The sequence below is a fragment of the Nonomuraea sp. NPDC002799 genome, from assembly GCF_053592075.1.
Genome location: NZ_JBSFVA010000014.1, coordinates 156,957 through 172,496 on the forward strand (window position 1 = coordinate 156,957; position 15,540 = coordinate 172,496).

At 70.4% G+C, this 15,540-nt stretch carries 18 protein-coding genes and 1 riboswitch; of the genes, 7 read left to right on the plus strand and 11 right to left on the minus strand.

Annotation, left to right across the window (positions count from 1 at the left end):
• Positions 1-10 precede the first annotated feature (10 nt).
• Both ACWD0F_RS25475 and ACWD0F_RS25480 read right to left on the minus strand, forming a co-directional pair.
• A complete protein-coding gene (locus ACWD0F_RS25475; protein ID WP_449879438.1) occupies positions 11-1,234 on the minus strand; it encodes an ATP-dependent DNA ligase in 1,224 nt (407 codons plus the stop codon).
• Positions 1,218-1,952, minus strand: coding sequence for a pyrimidine reductase family protein (locus ACWD0F_RS25480; RefSeq protein ID WP_449879440.1), 735 nt, complete (start codon positions 1,950-1,952; stop codon positions 1,218-1,220). The genes ACWD0F_RS25475 and ACWD0F_RS25480 overlap by 17 nt, the downstream gene beginning before the upstream one ends.
• A 137-nt stretch (positions 1,953-2,089) precedes the next feature.
• Between ACWD0F_RS25480 and ACWD0F_RS25485 the strand changes: the two genes are divergently transcribed.
• Positions 2,090-2,485: a hypothetical protein gene (locus ACWD0F_RS25485; protein ID WP_449879442.1), complete on the plus strand. Its 396-nt coding sequence runs from the start codon at positions 2,090-2,092 to the stop codon at positions 2,483-2,485.
• A gap of 136 nt (positions 2,486-2,621) precedes the next feature.
• Here ACWD0F_RS25485 and glgX read toward each other — a convergent pair whose 3' ends face one another.
• Both glgX and ACWD0F_RS25495 read right to left on the minus strand, forming a co-directional pair.
• Positions 2,622-4,745, minus strand: coding sequence for a glycogen debranching protein GlgX (gene glgX, locus ACWD0F_RS25490; protein ID WP_449879444.1), 2,124 nt, complete (start codon positions 4,743-4,745; stop codon positions 2,622-2,624).
• A gap of 136 nt (positions 4,746-4,881) precedes the next feature.
• Positions 4,882-5,307, minus strand: a complete 426-nt coding sequence (locus ACWD0F_RS25495; RefSeq protein ID WP_449879446.1) for an OsmC family protein — start codon at positions 5,305-5,307, stop codon at positions 4,882-4,884.
• Positions 5,308-5,461: 154 nt separating this feature from the next.
• Between ACWD0F_RS25495 and ACWD0F_RS25500 the strand changes: the two genes are divergently transcribed.
• Together ACWD0F_RS25500 and ACWD0F_RS25505 are read left to right on the plus strand one after the other, a co-directional pair.
• Positions 5,462-6,019 carry a sigma-70 family RNA polymerase sigma factor gene (locus ACWD0F_RS25500; protein ID WP_449879448.1) on the plus strand — a complete coding sequence of 186 codons (558 nt, stop codon included), beginning with the start codon at positions 5,462-5,464 and terminating at the stop codon, positions 6,017-6,019.
• Positions 6,019-6,909: a maleylpyruvate isomerase N-terminal domain-containing protein gene (locus tag ACWD0F_RS25505; protein ID WP_449879449.1), complete on the plus strand. Its 891-nt coding sequence runs from the start codon at positions 6,019-6,021 to the stop codon at positions 6,907-6,909. Before ACWD0F_RS25500 ends, ACWD0F_RS25505 begins: the two co-directional genes overlap by 1 nt.
• Positions 6,910-6,938: 29 nt before the next feature.
• Here ACWD0F_RS25505 and ACWD0F_RS25510 read toward each other — a convergent pair whose 3' ends face one another.
• Positions 6,939-8,273: an ankyrin repeat domain-containing protein gene (locus ACWD0F_RS25510; RefSeq protein ID WP_449879451.1), complete on the minus strand. Its 1,335-nt coding sequence runs from the start codon at positions 8,271-8,273 to the stop codon at positions 6,939-6,941.
• A gap of 185 nt (positions 8,274-8,458) precedes the next feature.
• Between ACWD0F_RS25510 and ACWD0F_RS25515 the strand changes: the two genes are divergently transcribed.
• Complete coding sequence (locus ACWD0F_RS25515; protein ID WP_449879453.1) at positions 8,459-9,205, plus strand: DUF1707 SHOCT-like domain-containing protein; 747 nt, start codon at positions 8,459-8,461, stop codon at positions 9,203-9,205.
• A gap of 158 nt (positions 9,206-9,363) precedes the next feature.
• Here the strand turns inward: ACWD0F_RS25515 and ACWD0F_RS25520 are convergent, their stop codons facing one another.
• From ACWD0F_RS25520 to ACWD0F_RS25545, 6 genes are all read right to left on the minus strand, one after another.
• A complete protein-coding gene (locus tag ACWD0F_RS25520) occupies positions 9,364-10,071 on the minus strand; it encodes a sirohydrochlorin chelatase (protein ID WP_449879596.1) in 708 nt (235 codons plus the stop codon).
• A gap of 59 nt (positions 10,072-10,130) precedes the next feature.
• Positions 10,131-10,859, minus strand: coding sequence for a phosphoadenylyl-sulfate reductase (locus ACWD0F_RS25525; protein WP_449879455.1), 729 nt, complete (start codon positions 10,857-10,859; stop codon positions 10,131-10,133).
• Complete coding sequence (locus ACWD0F_RS25530) at positions 10,856-10,999, minus strand: Insertion element protein (protein ID WP_449879456.1); 144 nt, start codon at positions 10,997-10,999, stop codon at positions 10,856-10,858. Before ACWD0F_RS25530 ends, ACWD0F_RS25525 begins: the two co-directional genes overlap by 4 nt.
• A complete protein-coding gene (locus ACWD0F_RS25535) occupies positions 10,996-12,684 on the minus strand; it encodes a nitrite/sulfite reductase (protein ID WP_449879458.1) in 1,689 nt (562 codons plus the stop codon). The genes ACWD0F_RS25530 and ACWD0F_RS25535 overlap by 4 nt, the downstream gene beginning before the upstream one ends.
• 107 nt (positions 12,685-12,791) lie before the next feature.
• Positions 12,792-12,875 (minus strand): putative leader peptide, encoded by an 84-nt coding sequence (locus ACWD0F_RS25540; protein WP_311132608.1) that lies wholly within the window; start codon positions 12,873-12,875, stop codon positions 12,792-12,794.
• Between the two features lie 60 nt (positions 12,876-12,935).
• A complete protein-coding gene (locus ACWD0F_RS25545; RefSeq protein WP_449879460.1) occupies positions 12,936-13,061 on the minus strand; it encodes a hypothetical protein in 126 nt (41 codons plus the stop codon).
• 55 nt (positions 13,062-13,116) lie between these two features.
• Here ACWD0F_RS25545 and ACWD0F_RS25550 point away from each other — a divergent pair, with 55 nt between their 5' ends.
• The 3 genes from ACWD0F_RS25550 to ACWD0F_RS25560 are packed head-to-tail and all read left to right on the plus strand — an operon-like array spanning position 13,117 to position 15,301.
• Positions 13,117-13,902, plus strand: a complete 786-nt coding sequence (locus ACWD0F_RS25550; RefSeq protein WP_449879598.1) for a TIGR03084 family metal-binding protein — start codon at positions 13,117-13,119, stop codon at positions 13,900-13,902.
• A gap of 33 nt (positions 13,903-13,935) precedes the next feature.
• Positions 13,936-14,310: a YccF domain-containing protein gene (locus ACWD0F_RS25555; protein WP_449879462.1), complete on the plus strand. Its 375-nt coding sequence runs from the start codon at positions 13,936-13,938 to the stop codon at positions 14,308-14,310.
• Positions 14,311-14,368: 58 nt separating this feature from the next.
• Complete coding sequence (locus ACWD0F_RS25560) at positions 14,369-15,301, plus strand: YihY/virulence factor BrkB family protein (protein ID WP_449879464.1); 933 nt, start codon at positions 14,369-14,371, stop codon at positions 15,299-15,301.
• A gap of 141 nt (positions 15,302-15,442) precedes the next feature.
• A riboswitch (ZMP/ZTP riboswitch) is annotated at positions 15,443-15,525 on the plus strand.
• Positions 15,526-15,540 lie beyond the last annotated feature (15 nt).

Sequence of the window (15,540 nt, forward strand, 5' to 3'; positions counted from 1 at the left end):
GAATTACCGGCTATCGGGCAAGGATGTCATCCAGGTTGTAACTCACCGGACGCTCAAGCTGCTCGTACGTGCACGACTCCGGCGTCCGGTCCGGCCGCCACCGCCGCCACTGCGCGGTGTGCCGGAACCGATCGCCCTCCATCTGGTCGTAGGCCACCTCGATGACCAGCTCAGGCCGGAGCGGAATGAACGACAGATCCTTCTTGGCGTTCCACCGGGAGACCGCTCCTGGCACCCGCTGCCCGCCGGTCGCGGGCCCGGCCGCCGGCTGGCCGGCGTTGGCCGCCGCCTGCTCGGCCCAGTGGCCCCAGGGATGCTCGCCCAGCTCCGCGAGGTACGGCTTGATCTCCTCCACCAGCTCCGCCCGGCGTGCCATCGGGAACGACGCCGCCACCCCCACGTGGTGCAGCCGCCCGTCGTCGCCGTAAAGGCCGAGCAGCAGCGACCCGACGATCGGGCCCGACTTGTGCTCCCGGTAGCCGCAGACCACCACGTCGGCCGTCCGCTCGTGCTTGACCTTGAACATCGTGCGCTTGTCGGGCACATAGGGCTGGTCGCCGGGCTTGACGATGATGCCGTCGAGCCCCGCCCCCTCGAACATCTCGAACCACTCGGCCGCCTGCTCGTCATCGGTGGTCACCGGAGTCAACCGGATGGAACCGACCTTCTCCGAAAAAATCCCCTCAAGCCGGGCGCGCCGCTCCGAGAACGGCTCCTCCATCAGCGACTCGTCACCGAGCGCCAGCAGGTCGAACGCGACGAACTGGGCGGGCGTCCGCTCCGACAACATCTTCACCCGCGACGCGGCCGGATGGATGCGCTGCTGCAGGGCCTCGAAGTCGAGCTGCGACCCCTGGGGCAGCACGATCTCGCCGTCCACCACGACCTTGTCCGGCAGCTCGGCCCTGACCGCCTCGACCAGCTCGGGGAAGTAGCGGGTGAACGGCCGCTCCTTGCGGCTGCCCAGATAGACCTCGTCACCGTCGCGGAACACGATGCACCGGAACCCGTCCCACTTCGGCTCGTAGAACAGCGTGCCGTCCTGCTTCGGCATGGCCTTGACCGGCTTGGCCAGCATGGGCGGCACCGGCGGGCGCACCGGCAGGTTGGGCACCGGCTCCGGCTCCTCGGCGGCCGCGACCGCCTCGCCCGGCGCATCGGGCACATCCGGCTCGTTCACTTCACTCGGCGCATCGGGCACGTTCAGCTCGCTCGGCTCACTCGGCTCCGTCATGGCTCCGCTCCCTTGTGTACCTGCAGAAGAGGACGCCCTCCTCTTCCAGCACCTGGCTGAGGTTCAGTGTGCCCGGCGCCGGCTCGCCGTTGAGTATGCGCGCCGCGCCGCCCCCGACCAGCATCGGGCTGATCGACAGGCAGAGCTCGTCGACCAGGTCGCAGGCCGAGAGCTGGGCGTTGACCCGGGGACCGCCCTCGCACAGGATCCTGGTCAGCCCCCGCTCGTGCAGCGCGGCCACGGCCAGGCGCATGTCGACGCCATCCTCGCCGGCCACGATGAGGTCGGCCCGCTTGGCCGCCTCCTTGCGCCGCTCGTGGGGCGCGGACTCGCAGGTGATCACGATCGTCCTGCTGGGGGCGTCGGTGAACAACTCGTCGTCGAGATCGAAGCCGAGACTCCGGGTGATCACGGCGATCGGCGGCACCTCGGGCCGGCCCGCCCGGAGGTCGGCCCACGACTCGCGCGGCTTGACCGGGCCGTAGCCCTCCTTGCGCACGGTCGCGGCGCCCGCGACGACCACGTCGGCCAGCCCGCGCAGGATCTGGAAGATGCGTTTGTCGCCCACGCTCGACAACCCGCCCGACCGGCCCTTGAGCCAGGCGGCGCCGTCGGCGCTGGCAACCATGTTGAGCCGCAGCCACGGCCGGTCCGCCGGATAGGCGTACACCTGCACGATGTCTGGATTGTCTTCTATGTCGGGATGGATGCGCCGCACTCCTCTACCTTGGCACACCCCACCGACATCCTGGCGCTGGGGGTTTTGCGGCGGTTGGCAGTTTTGTGTATCAAAGGACGGGCGGCCTCCTCTCTGCTTAACGTGACGGCAGGGACGGGGATCGACGGGGAGGCGCAGTGGGTCTGGTCACCGCTGTGACGTGGACGATCGCCACCCTCGCCGGGGTGTACCTGCTCTACCTCTGGTTGTCGGGAGGCGGCCTGCGCCGGGCCAAGGTGACCCGCTTCCCGGTCGTGCTGGTCCTGTCCCATCCGGCGCTGGCGGTCCTGTCGCTGGTGTGCTGGGCGGGCGGGCTCGCCACGGGCAGCCGGGCGCTGGTCTGGGTCGCGTTCGGCGGGCTGTCGGTGGCGGCGCTGCTGGGGTTCGCGATGTCCACGCGCTGGCTCGGGTCGGGGCGGCACAGAGAGGGATCGCGGGGCTTCCCGCTGCTGGCGGTGGCGCTGCACGGGACGGCGGGCCTGGCGACGTTCGCGCTGGTGCTCCTCACGGCCAGCGTGGCCCGCGTCTTCTGAACGCCCTCAACCCGGTCAGGACGTCCCGAACGCCCTCAACCCGGTCAGGACGTCCCGAACGCCCTCAACCCGGCCAGGCGTCGGCGCCCTCCACGCCATCCGGACGCCCTCAGCCCGGCCACTCCAGGACCGCCCGTCACTTGCCCTTGCGTGGCTTGCGGAGGACCTGGAGTGAGCGGGCCGTGACGGCCACCACGTCGCCCGGCTGCCAGCGTTCGTCCCCGAACGCGTCCTCGACCGTGTCGTCGTTGGTGTCGAGCACCGGCAGCCACCCGCTGCCGAGCTCCTCGCCCGGCAGCGTGAACGGCATGTTCTCGTGGTGGGCGTTGATGAGCAGCAGGAACGAGTCGTCCGCGATGCGCTCGCCCCGAGGGCCGGGCTCGGTGATCGCGTCGCCGTTCACGTAGACCATCAGGGACTTGGCGTAGCTGATGTGCCAGTCGCCCGCCGTCATCTCCGCGCCGCCGGGGGTGAGCCAGATCAGGTCGCGGGCGCCGTTGTCGGGATGGCGGCCGTGGAAGAAGCGGCGGCGCTGGAAGACCGGGTGCTCGCGGCGCAACTTCGACAGCAGGCGGACGAAGTCGAGCAGCTCCGGCTCCGTGTGCAGCATCGACCAGTCGACCCAGGCCAGCTCGTTGTCCTGGCAGTAGGCGTTGTTGTTGCCCCGCTGGGTGCGGCCGAGCTCGTCGCCGTGGGAGAGCATGGGCACGCCCTGCGACAGGAAGAGCGTGGCCAGGAGGTTGCGGCGCTGGCGGCGGCGGAGGCGGACGATCCCGGGGTCCTCGACCGGGCCCTCGGCGCCGCAGTTCCAGGAGCGGTTGTCGTTGGTGCCGTCGCGGTTGTCCTCGCCGTTGGCCTCGTTGTGCTTGTGGTCGTAGGAGACCAGGTCGGCGAGGGTGAAACCGTCGTGGCAGGTGACGAAGTTGATCGAGGCGACGGGCCGGCGGCCGGAGGATTCGTACAGGTCGGCGGAGCCGGTCAGCCGGGAGGCGAACTCCGGCAGGGCCGAATGCGTGCCCCTCCAGAAATCGCGCACGATATCCCGATATTTGCCGTTCCACTCCGTCCACAAAGGCGGGAAATTTCCGACTTGGTAGCCGCCGGGACCCACGTCCCACGGCTCGGCGATCAGCTTGACCTGCGAGATCACCGGATCCTGCTGGATCAGGTCGAAGAACGCGCTCAGCCGATCGACGTCATGCAGCTCCCTGGCCAGCGCCGACGCCAGATCGAACCGGAACCCGTCGACGTGCATCTCCAGCACCCAGTAACGCAACGAGTCCATGATGAGCTGCAGCGCGTGCGGCGAGCGCACGTTGAGCGAGTTGCCGCACCCGGTGTAGTCGAGGTAGTAGCGCCGGTCGCCGTCGTGCAGCCGGTAGTAGGCCGCGTTGTCGATCCCCCTGAACCCCAGCGTGGGCCCCATGTGGTCGCCCTCGGCGGTGTGGTTGTAGACCACGTCGAGGATGACCTCGATGCCGGCCTCGTGCAGCGCCCGCACCATCGCCTTGAACTCCAGCACCTGCTGCCCCCGCGTCCCCGCGCTGGAGTAGCGGCCATGGGGCGCCAGGTAGGCCATGGTGTTGTAGCCCCAGTAGTTGGTCAGCCCCCTGGCGACCAGGAAGTGCTCGGGCACGTAGTGGTGCACCGGCATGAGCTCGACCGCCGTCACGCCGAGCGACAGCAGGTGGTCGATGATCGCCGGATGCCCCACCCCGGCGTACGTGCCGCGCAGGTCCGGCGGAACGTCCGGATGCCGCATGGTCAGCCCGCGCACGTGGGCCTCGTAGATCACCGTCTGGTGGTACGGGATGCGCGGCGAGCGGTCGTTGCCCCACTCGAAGAACGGGTTGACCACCACGTTCTTCGGCATGTAGGGCGCGCTGTCCTCGGTGTTGCGCCTGGAGGGATCGGTGAAGTAGTAGGGGAACAGCGCCTGGTTCCAGGTCAGGTCCCCGTCGATGGCCTTGGCGTAGGGGTCGAGCAGCAGCTTGGCCGGGTTGCACCGCAGGCCCTGCGACGGCTCGTACGGCCCGTGGACGCGATAGCCGTAACGCTGCCCCGGCTGGATCCCCGGCAGATGGCCATGCCAGACGAACCCGTCGACCTCGGGGAGATCGACTCGCTCTTCGCTGCCGTCATCGTGGAAAAGGCACAGCTCTACCCGCTCGGCGACCTCGGAGAACACCGCGAAACTGGTGCCAACGCCATTCCAGGTGCCGCCGAGTGGATAGGGCTCGCCCGGCCATACCTCACGCATGTGACCCGATTGTCGCACGCGCATGTGCTCTTGGTCTCTCAATAACCCGATCGCTCTCCGTGCTGCGGCCCTTGGCGGCTCTGGGGCGGCTCTGTGGCGGCCCCGGGGACGGGCCGGCGGGCGCGAGGTGGCGGCGTCAGAGGAGCTCGGCGTTGAGCGTGATCGTGGTGCCCGTGAGCGCCTTGCTGACCGGGCAGTTGGCCTTCGCCGTCTCGGCGGCCTCCTGGAACTGCTCGGCCGTGATGCCCGGGACCTGCCCCTGCACCGTGAGCACGATGCCCGTGATGCCCTCGCCAGGCTGGAACGTCACGTCGGCGCTGGTCCGCAGCGACTCCGGCGGGGTGCCGGCGCCGGCCAGGCCGTGCGAGAGCGCCATCGAGAAGCAGGAGGAGTGGGCGGCCGCGATGAGCTCCTCAGGGGAGGTCTTGCCGCCCGCGGCCTCGGCCCGCGAGGGCCAGGAGACCTCGAACGTGCCGACGCCCGAGGTGTCGAGCGACACGGTGCCCGACCCGTCGAGCAGGGCGCCCTTCCACTGGGTGGTGGCGGTGCGTGTGGTGGCCATGACGTTGTGCTCCCTACGGTCGTGGTTCTTCGACCTTATCGCGGTCCGAGAAAGTCCCCGCCCGGGGTCATCCGGCTCTACATTTGCCGCGAATAATGACATGCTCGGGTCGCGGCACACCCGCCGCCTATGGCCGTATTTACACGGGAGTGTGGTGCCAGTGGAGGCACCGTACGACGACCGCCTGCTGCATCAGCGGGTGGTCGGCGGCGATGAGTCCGCGCTGGGTGAGGTATACGATCGGCTGTCCTCGCTGATCTTCGGTCTCTCTCTGCGGGTCACCAGGGACCGTGTGATCGCCGAGGACATCACACAGGAGGTGTTCCTGGTCTTCTGGGAGCGGCCACTGGCCTACGACCCGGAACGCGGCACGTTACGCGCGTGGCTCGCCACGATCGCCCACCGCCGCGCCGTCGACCACGTACGCGCCGAGGAACGGCGACGCGTGTCGGCACTGGGGCCCAGGCTGTTCGAACGCGAGCCGGTCAGGCTGGAGGACACCGTGCTGGCCGCCGACGAGGCGAGCCGGGTGCGGCAGGCGGTGACGTCGCTGCCCGACAGCCTGCGGCAGGCGGTGGAGCTGGCCTACTTCGGCGGACGGACCTACCGGCAGGTCGGCGAGGAACTGGGCGTGCCCGAGGGCACGGCGAAATCGCGCATCCGGCTGGCGCTGCGGCGCCTGGCCGACGCGCTTGCGGAAGAAGAGGTGTGATGGACCCCGTCGAGCGTCTCTACCTGGACGCGATGATGGAGGACCCCGAGGTGCCGGCCCACTCGCTGCGGCCCCAGCTTCTGGCCGGGGCCCGGGCACGGCGCAGGCCGGCGGCGGCGACCGCCGCCTGGGCGGAGCCGTACGCGGGGCGGGTCGCCGCCATGGACGCGCTGCTGGCCTCCGCGGTGGACGACGACTGGTCGCGCGTCATCGTCGAAGGCTGGACGTTGCAGGAGCTCGTCGCCCACCTGGCGGCCAAGGACGGCCTCCTCGCGGCCTCCGTGGGCGCTCCCGTGCTCGGCCCGCCGATCGGGGCCGCCGACTCGCTGGGCCGTACGCACGACGTGCAGGCCTACGAGCGGGCCCGCAGCCCCGAGCAGACGCGCAGGGACTGGCGGGCCCAGGCCGACGCCCTGTGCCGCCACCTGGCGGAGCTGCCGCCCACGACGCAGGCCACCCTGGACGGCACGGAGGCGGTCGTGCGCGACCACATCATCGGCCGGGCACTGGAGACCTGGGTGCACACCGACGACGCCGCCAAGACGGCCCGGATCACCCTTCCCCACCCGATCCCGGAGCACATCGCCCCCACGGCCGACCTGTGCGCCCGCCTGCTGCCGTGGACGATGCTCATGTCGGGCCTGAACGGCGCCGGCCGCACCCTCCACCTCACCCTGACGGGCGCCGGCGGCGGCGAGTGGCTGCTCCCGCTGGGCGTCGAGGAGTCGGAGCCCGGCACGCCGGACGTCCACATCACCGCGGAGACGATCCCGTTCTGCTTCCTGCTGGGCGGCAGGGGAGACCCCGACGAGTTCCCGGCCGAGCTGACGGGCGACCTCTCCCTGGCCAGGGACGTGCTGAAAACGGCCCCGGCCTTCTCCGGCCCCTAGCGCCGCCCGCCGCATTCGACATCGCCGGGCTATTCCGTGACGAGTCCCCGGGCGTAGTCGTCGTCGCTCTCCGCGAGCACCCGCTCGGCTCCCCGCGTGGCCCGCTCGTCCCCGCGGGCGGCGAGCCCGCGGGTGGCCTCCGCCACCGTGCGCAGGTCGGCGTCGCCGAGCCGGGCCGCCAGCGCGTCCCTGATCGCGGGCGTGTCGGCCGACAGGCCCGCGAGCCCGGCGGTGGCCCAGTCGCGGATCTCGTCCTCCTCGTCGCCGGTCATCCCGACCAGCAGCGCCAGGCCCTCCTCGTGATCCGGCGTCAGGACGTCGGCCAGCGCGATCGGGTCCGTCATCGTGCGCTTGTGCCCGGGCCGCCCGATGAGGTCCAGCACGTACGGAAGCGCCCGCGGATCGCCCTGGTGACCCAGCGCCGACAGGACCGAGCGCAGCACCTGTGCGTTGCCCTCCGTGGTGACCATCTTCTGCAGCAGCGGCAGCGTCCGGTCGAGGAAGGGCTTCTCGCCCTCCGCGAACCCGAACTGGGCGATCGCGTCCACCCCGAACTCCCGCTCCCTGGCGTCCTCGCTCACGCACAGCCTGGCCAGCGCCTCGAACGTCTCCTCGTCGGCCCGCTTGCCGAGCGTGTCGGCCACGATCCACCACGTCTCGGCGTCGCCGTCGATGTCGCGGTGCGCGAGGGCCCGCGCCACGAGCTGGTCCACGGGCTGGTGGACGCCCGTCACGTCCTCCAGGAGGGTGGCGATGGCGGCGTGGCCGCGCTGGGCCTGCACCTGCTCGGTCTCCGAGCCGTCGGCCGAGCGTCCGGACACCGTGACGAGCTCGGTGCCGTCGTGGGCGTGCTGGCGGACCACGACGTACTCCCAGCCCTCCTGCTCGACCTGGTCGAGCAGGGCGCTCTCCAGATGCACGCCCACCCACGCGACGGCGATGTCCAGCGGCGTGTCGCCGTCGCCGTCGTACTTGCCGGCGTCGGCCCCGGCCTCCAGCAGCGTCTGCACCACGCCCAGAGCGCCGCGCCTGGCCGCCAGCGAGAGCGGGGTGTCGCCGTCGTCATTGGCCGCGTCGGCCTCGGCGCCCGCCTCGATCAGCACCTTGGCGGTGGCGGCGTGGCCGTTGGAGGCGGCCCAGAGCAGCGCCGTCCAGCCGCCGGACTCCCGTGCGTTGACGTCGGCGCCGCCCGCCAGCAGGACGGTCGCGGCCTCCTCGCGGTCCCACGCGGCGGCCGCGCACAGCGGCAGGCCGCCGTCCTCGCCCTCGCTCGCCTGATTGGGATCGGCGCCGCTGGTGAGCAGCTTGCCCACGGTCTCGGTCTCGCCGTTCAACGCCGCGCGGTAGAGCTGTTCCTCATGCATGACAGGGACCCTAGCCTGGTCCGGCCGCGCCCCGGACCAAACCAGGGCCCCGTGTCATGGCGTGGTACGCATCCGGCCCTCGGCCGGGTTCACACTCCATGACGAACGCGCATGGTTCGACGTATGTACACGTTTCCTACCAGAGGAGGAGCGTCAATGTGGGGAAGACGCGATATGTTGCGAGTATGAATGATCCCGGTGGGGTCCGCGCATCGGACGCCGAGCGCGAGGCCGTCGTCGAACAGCTCCGTGTCGCCTCGGTCGAGGGCAGGCTGACCCTCGCCGAGCTGACCGACCGCACGGAAGCCGCCTATACCGCGACCACGCACGCCGAGCTGGCCCTGCTCACCCAGGACCTGCCCGCCGGCGGCGCCGTCGCCCCGCCCGCGCCGGTGCTGCGCGAAGGCAGGAAGCGCCGCTGGTTCGTGGGCGTCATGAGCGACTCCAAGCGGCGCGGGAAGTGGCAGATCGACCAGGAGCTCGGCGCGGTCGCGGTGATGGGCGACGTGCTGCTCGACCTGCGCGAGGCCGAGGTGCGCACGGGCGTGGTGGACATCACGGCCATCTCCGTGATGGGCGACGTGAAGATCATCGTGCCCGACGGGGTGAACGTCGACCTCGACGGCGTGGCCATCATGGGCGACAAGAAGGTGGACGTCCTGGAGGCGGCCCCCGGCATGAACGTTCCCGTGGTGCGCGTGCACGCGTACGCGGTGATGGGCGACGTCAAGGTGATCGGCGACTCGCGGGCGCAGCCGCTGCAGCGCGGGTTCGCGGCCTGGCGCGAGCACTGGCGGCGGCTGCACGGCGAGGACTGGCGGGCGCTCGGCCGCCAGATGCGCGACGAGGGCCGCGAGCTGGGCCGGCAGATCCGCGACGAGCACCGGGAGCTGCACCGCGACGAGCGGCGCGACCTCAGACGCGGCTACTGACCACCCATCGGGTTCGCGCCGGCCCCGAACGGACCCGGCGTCGGCCTCGAACGGACCCGGCGTCGGCCTCGAACGGACCCGGCGTCGGCCTCGAACGGACCCGGCGTCGGCCTCGAACGGGCACGGCGTCGACCACGGCCGGAGCGCGCTGAGCCCGCTCAGCCGACGAGTAGTGACACCGGCTGCCGCTGCGCGGCCTCGTACCGATCCAGCAGCACGTCCACCAGCTCGGGCGCGGGCCCCAGCACGTCGGAGACGACCGCGGCCCCCGCCGCCAGGGTGACACGCCGCACCTTGTCGGCGAAGTGCCCAGGAGCCAGCAGGTAGGGCGCCACGACCACTCTCGGGGCGCCCGCCCGCCGCAGCGCGGCCACCGCCTCCTCGGGCGTCGGCGAGGCGGCCGAGGCATAGCCGGCCGACACGGTCCACCAGCCGGAACGCCGCCACGTCCGCGCCAGCCCCGAGACCACCGCGTTCGCCCTGGCGTCGCTCGAACCGGCCGACACCAGCACCACCGCCGTGTCCGGATCGCCGGGCGGCACGCCCGCCTCGGCCAGCCGCCGCTCCAGCGCGGTCAGCAGCAGCGGGTGCGGCCCCAGCGTGGCGCCGTAGTGCACGCGCAGCCGCGGCTCGCGCGCCCGGACCTCGTTCAGCGCCGCCGGGAGGTCCACCCGGCTGTGGTAGGCCTCCGTCAGCAGCAACGGCAGCACCACGGCCTCCTCCAGGCCGCTGAGCGCCTGGCCGAGCGTGGGAGCACAGTGATCCAGGTAGGCCACGCGGACGGGGACGTCCGCGGGCGCCTGCCGGAGCAACGCGGCCACGGTGGCGGCGGCCCGCGGGTCGCGAGACCCGTGCGCCACCGCCACCAGTGGCACACGGCCGGGGGCCGTCCCGCCTGCCAACGGAACGGGTCCCCCGCTGGGGATCACAGGTGAATGCCGCATTCGACCTTCCCCAGGCCCGCCCAGCGCCCGCTGCGCGGATCCTCCCCCTCGGCGACCTGCCGCGTGCACGGCGCGCAGCCGATCGAGGGGTAGTTGTCATAGTGCAACGGGTTGATGAGCACCCCGTTGTCGGAGATGTAGTTGTCGACGTCCTCCTGCGTCCAGGCCGCGATCGGGTTGACCTTGACCATCTGCCGCTTGGCGTCCCACTCGACGACCCTGGTGCCGGTCCGGCTGGACGACTCGTCGCGGCGGATGCCGGACACCCACGCCAGGTACGGCTCCAGCGCCCGGTTCAGCGGCTCCACCTTGCGCAGGTAGCAGCACAGATCCGGGTTGCGGCCGAACAGGCGGGGGCCGAGGTCGCGATCCTGCTCCTCGACCGTCCGCGACGACTTGATGTCGATCACGTTGACGTCATAGACCTGCCGCACCGCGTCCCGCGTGCCGATCGTCTCGGCGAAGTGGTAGCCGGTGTCGATGAACAACACGTCCACGCCGGGTTTCACCCGGCTCACCAGGTCGATGAGGAGGGCGTCGCTCATGGAGGACGTCAGGCACAACCGGTCGCCGAAGGTGGCCGCCGCCCAGCGGATGATCTCGCGGGCGGGGGCGCCCTCAAGGAAGGTCGCGGCGGACTCGACGATGCCCTGCAGGTCGAGGGTGCCGCGTTGCTGCCTTAATCCGACTTCGATGTCGACGAGCGTCATATCTTCACTCCGATTCCCAGGAACTTCAGCTTGAAGGCGCGAGCGCAGGAGCGGCAGTACCAGCCGCCGTCTCCCTCGTAGGGCTCCAGGTCCTCGTCGCCGCAGTACGGGCAGTGGAACGGGACCGCTCGCGTGGTCATTTCAGGTCCGCCTCGTCCGCTCGCTGCACCCAGTCGGCGAACGCCTCGCCTTCCTTCTTCTGGGCGTCGTAGTTGGTCACGACCCGGCTCACGTAGTCGGGCAGTGCCTTGGCGGTGGTCTTGAGGCCGCGGACCTTGCGCCCGAAGCCCGGGTTGACGCCCAGGGAGCCGCCCAGGTGGATCTGGTAGCCCTCGACCTGGTCGCCGTTCTCGTCGACGACGAGCTGGCCCTTGAGGCCGATGTCGGCGACCTGGATGCGGGCGCAGGAGTTGGGGCAGCCGTTGACGTTGATGGTGAGCGGCTGCTCGAACGACGGCAGGCGCCGCTCCAGCTCGTCGATCAGGTCGGCGGCGGCGGCCTTCGTCTCGACGATGGCCAGCTTGCAGTATTCGATGCCGGTGCAGGCCATCGTCTGGCGGCGGAACGTGGACGGCCGGACCTGCAGGTCATTGGCCTCCAGCTCCGCCACGAGCGAGTCGACCCGGTCGGGCGCGACGTCGAGGACGACCATCTTCTGCTCGACCGTCGTGCGGACCCGGCCGGAGCCGTGCCGCTCGGCGATGTCGGCGATCATGTGCAGCTTGTCGCCGTCGAGCCGGCCCACCTTGGGCGCGAAGCCGACGTAGAAGTTGCCGTCCTTCTGCGGGAAGACGCCGACGTGGTCGCGGCGGCTGCCGCGGGGCAGCTCGGGCGCCGGTCCGTCGGGCAGCGGCTCCTTGAGGTATTCGGTCTCCAGGATCTCGCGGAACTTCTCCGGCCCCCAGTCGTTGACCAGGAACTTGATCCGGGCGCGGTGCCGCAGCCGGCGGTAGCCGTAGTCGCGGAAGATCCCGATGACGCCGCCGTAGACGTCGGCGGCCCGCTCGGGGCTGACGAACACGCCCAGCCGCTTGCCCAGCATCGGGTTGGTGGACAGGCCGCCGCCGACCCACAGGTCGTAGCCGAGCTCACCCTGCTCGTTGACCACACCGACGAACGCCACGTCGTTGATCTCGTGCACCGTGCAGTGCGCCGGGCAGCCGCTCAGCGCCGACTTGAACTTGCGCGGCAGGTTGGAGAACTCCGGGTTGCCGATGAACCGCTCGTTGATCTCCTGGATCTGCGCGGTCGCGTCGAACACCTCGTCGGAGTCGATCCCCGCCAGCGGGCAGCCCAGGATGACGCGCGGGGTGTCACCGCACGCCTCCGTGGTCGACAGGCCGACGGCCTCCAGGCGCTGCCAGATGTCCGGCACCGACTCGATCTCGATCCAGTGGAGCTGGATGTTCTGGCGGTCGGTCAGGTCGGCGGTGCCGCGGCCGTACTCGTTGGAGATGTCGGCGATCACGCGGAGCTGCGCCAGGTCGAGCTGCCCGCCGTCGATGCGCACGCGCAGCATGAAGTAGCTGTCGTCGAGCTCCTCCGGCTCCAGGATCGCGGTCTTGCCGCCGTCGATCCCGGGCTTGCGCTGGGTGTAGAGGCCGTACCAGCGCATCCGGCCCCGCAGGTCGGCAGGGTCGATGGAGTCGAAGCCCTGCTTGGCGTAGATGTCGATGATGCGCTGGCGGACGTTGAGGCCGTCGTCGTTCTTCTTGTTCTCTTCGTTCTTGTTGAGCGGCTCCCGATACCCGAGAGCCCACTGGCCCTCACCGCGCGGGCGTTTGTGGTGCCGGCTGGCAGGTGTGCGGCTGGCAGGGGTACTCATTGCGCGTCCTTCGGTTCAGGGGCGCGCGCACGATTCCTCCGCCTCGTCATCGAGGGCAGGGGTGGTGAGGAGGATTGCGACGCGCTCTGCGGCGGAAAACAGGGGTGTTAGCGGGCGTCGCAACAGATGGCACTGCGGACACGCTGAAGATCGACGTGGCGTCGACCGACGAGCATGGGGTCCGCTGGCATACCTCGAAGATACTCCGACCGTCCCGTATGTCCAAGACGGGGTCCAGAGTGTGGACTTGCTCAGCCCTGCCGGGGCCAGCCGAGCTCCGATTCGTCAGGCTTGTCCTCGACCTGGTGCTGGCAGTCGCACCAGGAGCCGCCACGGCAGTCCTCGTGACGTTTGTCCTTGCAGCTTTCGCAGATCACGCTCGTATTATTCTCCTAGAACGTTGTTCGGGTTAGGCTGGCCCGCGTGGAGCTCATGGCCGAGTTGCTCGACGACCTGCGGGCCGAGACCGCGTCCTTCGAGGCCCTGCTCGCGCCCCTGAGGGAGGCGGACTGGGAGTTGCCCACGCCCGCCGCGGGCTGGGCAATCCGCGACCAGGTGAGCCATCTGGCCTGGTTCGACGATGCTGCCGTCCGGGCGGTCACCGACGGGGCCGGTCACGCCGCCTCGCTCACGGAGTTCCAGTCGGTCGACGACGTCGCGCGGGAGGCGCGCGGGATGACCCCGGGCGAGCTGCGCGACTGGTTCCGCACGGCGCGGGCCCGCATGACCGAGGCGTTCGTCACCCTCGGGCCCCGTGATCGGGTGCCGTGGTTCGGACCGGCGATGTCGGCCGCCTCTTTCGTCACCGCGCGGCTGATGGAGACCTGGGCGCACGGGCAGGACGTGGCCGACGCGCTCGGCGTCGTCAGGAGGCCGACGGCCCGGCTGCGGCACGTGGCGTCGATCGGATTCAGGGCCAGGCCGTACAGCTTCGCCGTACGCGGGCTGCCCGCGCCCGCCGAGCCGGTGCGCGCGGAGCTGACCATGCCCGACGGCTCCGCCTGGACCGCGGGGCCGCCCGGCGCGGCCGGCGTGGTGCGCGGGCCGATCCTCGACTTCTGCCTGGTCGTCACCCAGCGGATCCACCTGGCCGACACCGCCCTGGAGATCGCGGGGGAGCCCGCGCGGGCGTGGCTGCCCATCGCGCAGGCGTTCGCCGGGCCCCCTGGGAGCGGCCGGGCCCCGAGGCCAGGGGAAGATCAGGGTCTCTCCGGATGACGCGGACGGCACCGCCGGTGACATGCTGTGAGCATGCGCACAATCTTGAACGTCATCTGGCTGGTGTTCGCCGGGATCTGGCTGGCACTCGGATACGCTCTGGCGGGCGTGATCTGCTGCATCCTCATCGTCACCATCCCGTTCGGCATCGCCTCGTTCAGGATCGCCGCCTACGCGTTGTGGCCGTTCGGCAGGACCGTCGTGCGCGACCCGGACGCGGGGGTGTTCTCGCTCCTGGGCAACATCATCTGGTTCGTGGTCGCGGGCGTCTGGCTGGCCGTCGGGCACGTGGTGACCTCGATCCCGCTGTTCCTGTCGATCATCGGCATTCCGCTGGGCGTCGCCAACGTCAAACTGATCCCCGTCTCCCTCCTCCCGCTGGGCGCGCGCATCGTCGACAACGACTAGGGCAGTGGCTGGGACGTAAGCTGTCCCGAAGAGTCACTGCGAATACCGTTGGGTGCCCATGACGTCCACCGACGCGCCTACCCGGCGCAAGCGAGGGCCGGTTTCCCACGCCCGGGCCAGGCTCAACTGGGTGCTCGACACCCACGCGTGGGCGATCGTGCGCGCCTCCACCAACGCCGGGATCACCTACCGGGTGACCGGGCTGGCCGGCGAGGCGGCGTTCTTCGCGCTGCTGTCGCTGCCGCCGTTCGTGCTCGGGCTGATCGGCGTGCTGGGCAAGCTCGGCACCTGGCTCGGCCCGACCGTGGTCACACAGGTCAAGACGTGGGTGATCGAGCAGGCGGGTCTCCTGTTCACCGACGACGCGGTGAAGAAGGTGATCAACCCGCTCATCACCGACGTGCTCAGCGACGACGCGGGCAAGGTCTCGATCATCTCGCTGGGCTTCCTGCTGTCGCTCTGGTCCGGCTCCCGCGCCCTCTACGTCTACGTCGACCTCATCTCCGTGGCCTACGGGCTCGGCGAGGAGCGCGGCATCATCCGCACCAGGCTCATGTCCTTCGGCCTCTACATCATGGGCCTGATCATCGGCATCATCGTCATGCCGATCCTGGTCATCGGGCCGACGCTGCTCAAGGACGCGCTGCCGGGCGAGTACGGCGTCATGATCGACCTGCTCTACTGGCCGGTGGTGATCATCGGCTCCGTGTTGTTCCTGACCGTGCTCTACCACGTGAGCGTGCCGGTGCGCACCAAGTGGTACCGCGAGCTGCCGGGCGCGATCCTGGCGCTGTTCCTGTGGATCGTCTGCGCGGCGGTGTTGCGGGCGGTGCTGGCCGCCTGGTTCTCGCCCGTCTCCGTGTACGGCTCACTCGCCGCGCCCATCGCGCTGTTGTTGTGGCTCTACATCACCGCGCTGGCCGTGCTGATCGGCGCCATCCTCAACGCCGAAGTGGACCGGCTCTGGCCGGGCGAGAGCCGGACCAAATAGCGCTCCGCCCTCCCGGACGGCCGGTTCTGCACCGCCCCCAAGCCTCGAAAAAGGCCGTTGACCAGGGCTTTCTTCAGTAGGTGCGCTGCCTGGGGGAACAGGTCGCCGAGCCATGAGCGCGTGCTGGATCCGCTATCGTCTGTAGCGAGTCGCGACTGGCGCATTGGGTGGGATCGACCACCGGGGAGCGAAAGGAGCGGAGGCCGTGCGCCTGGGTCTTCGCAGATCGTCCACGATGA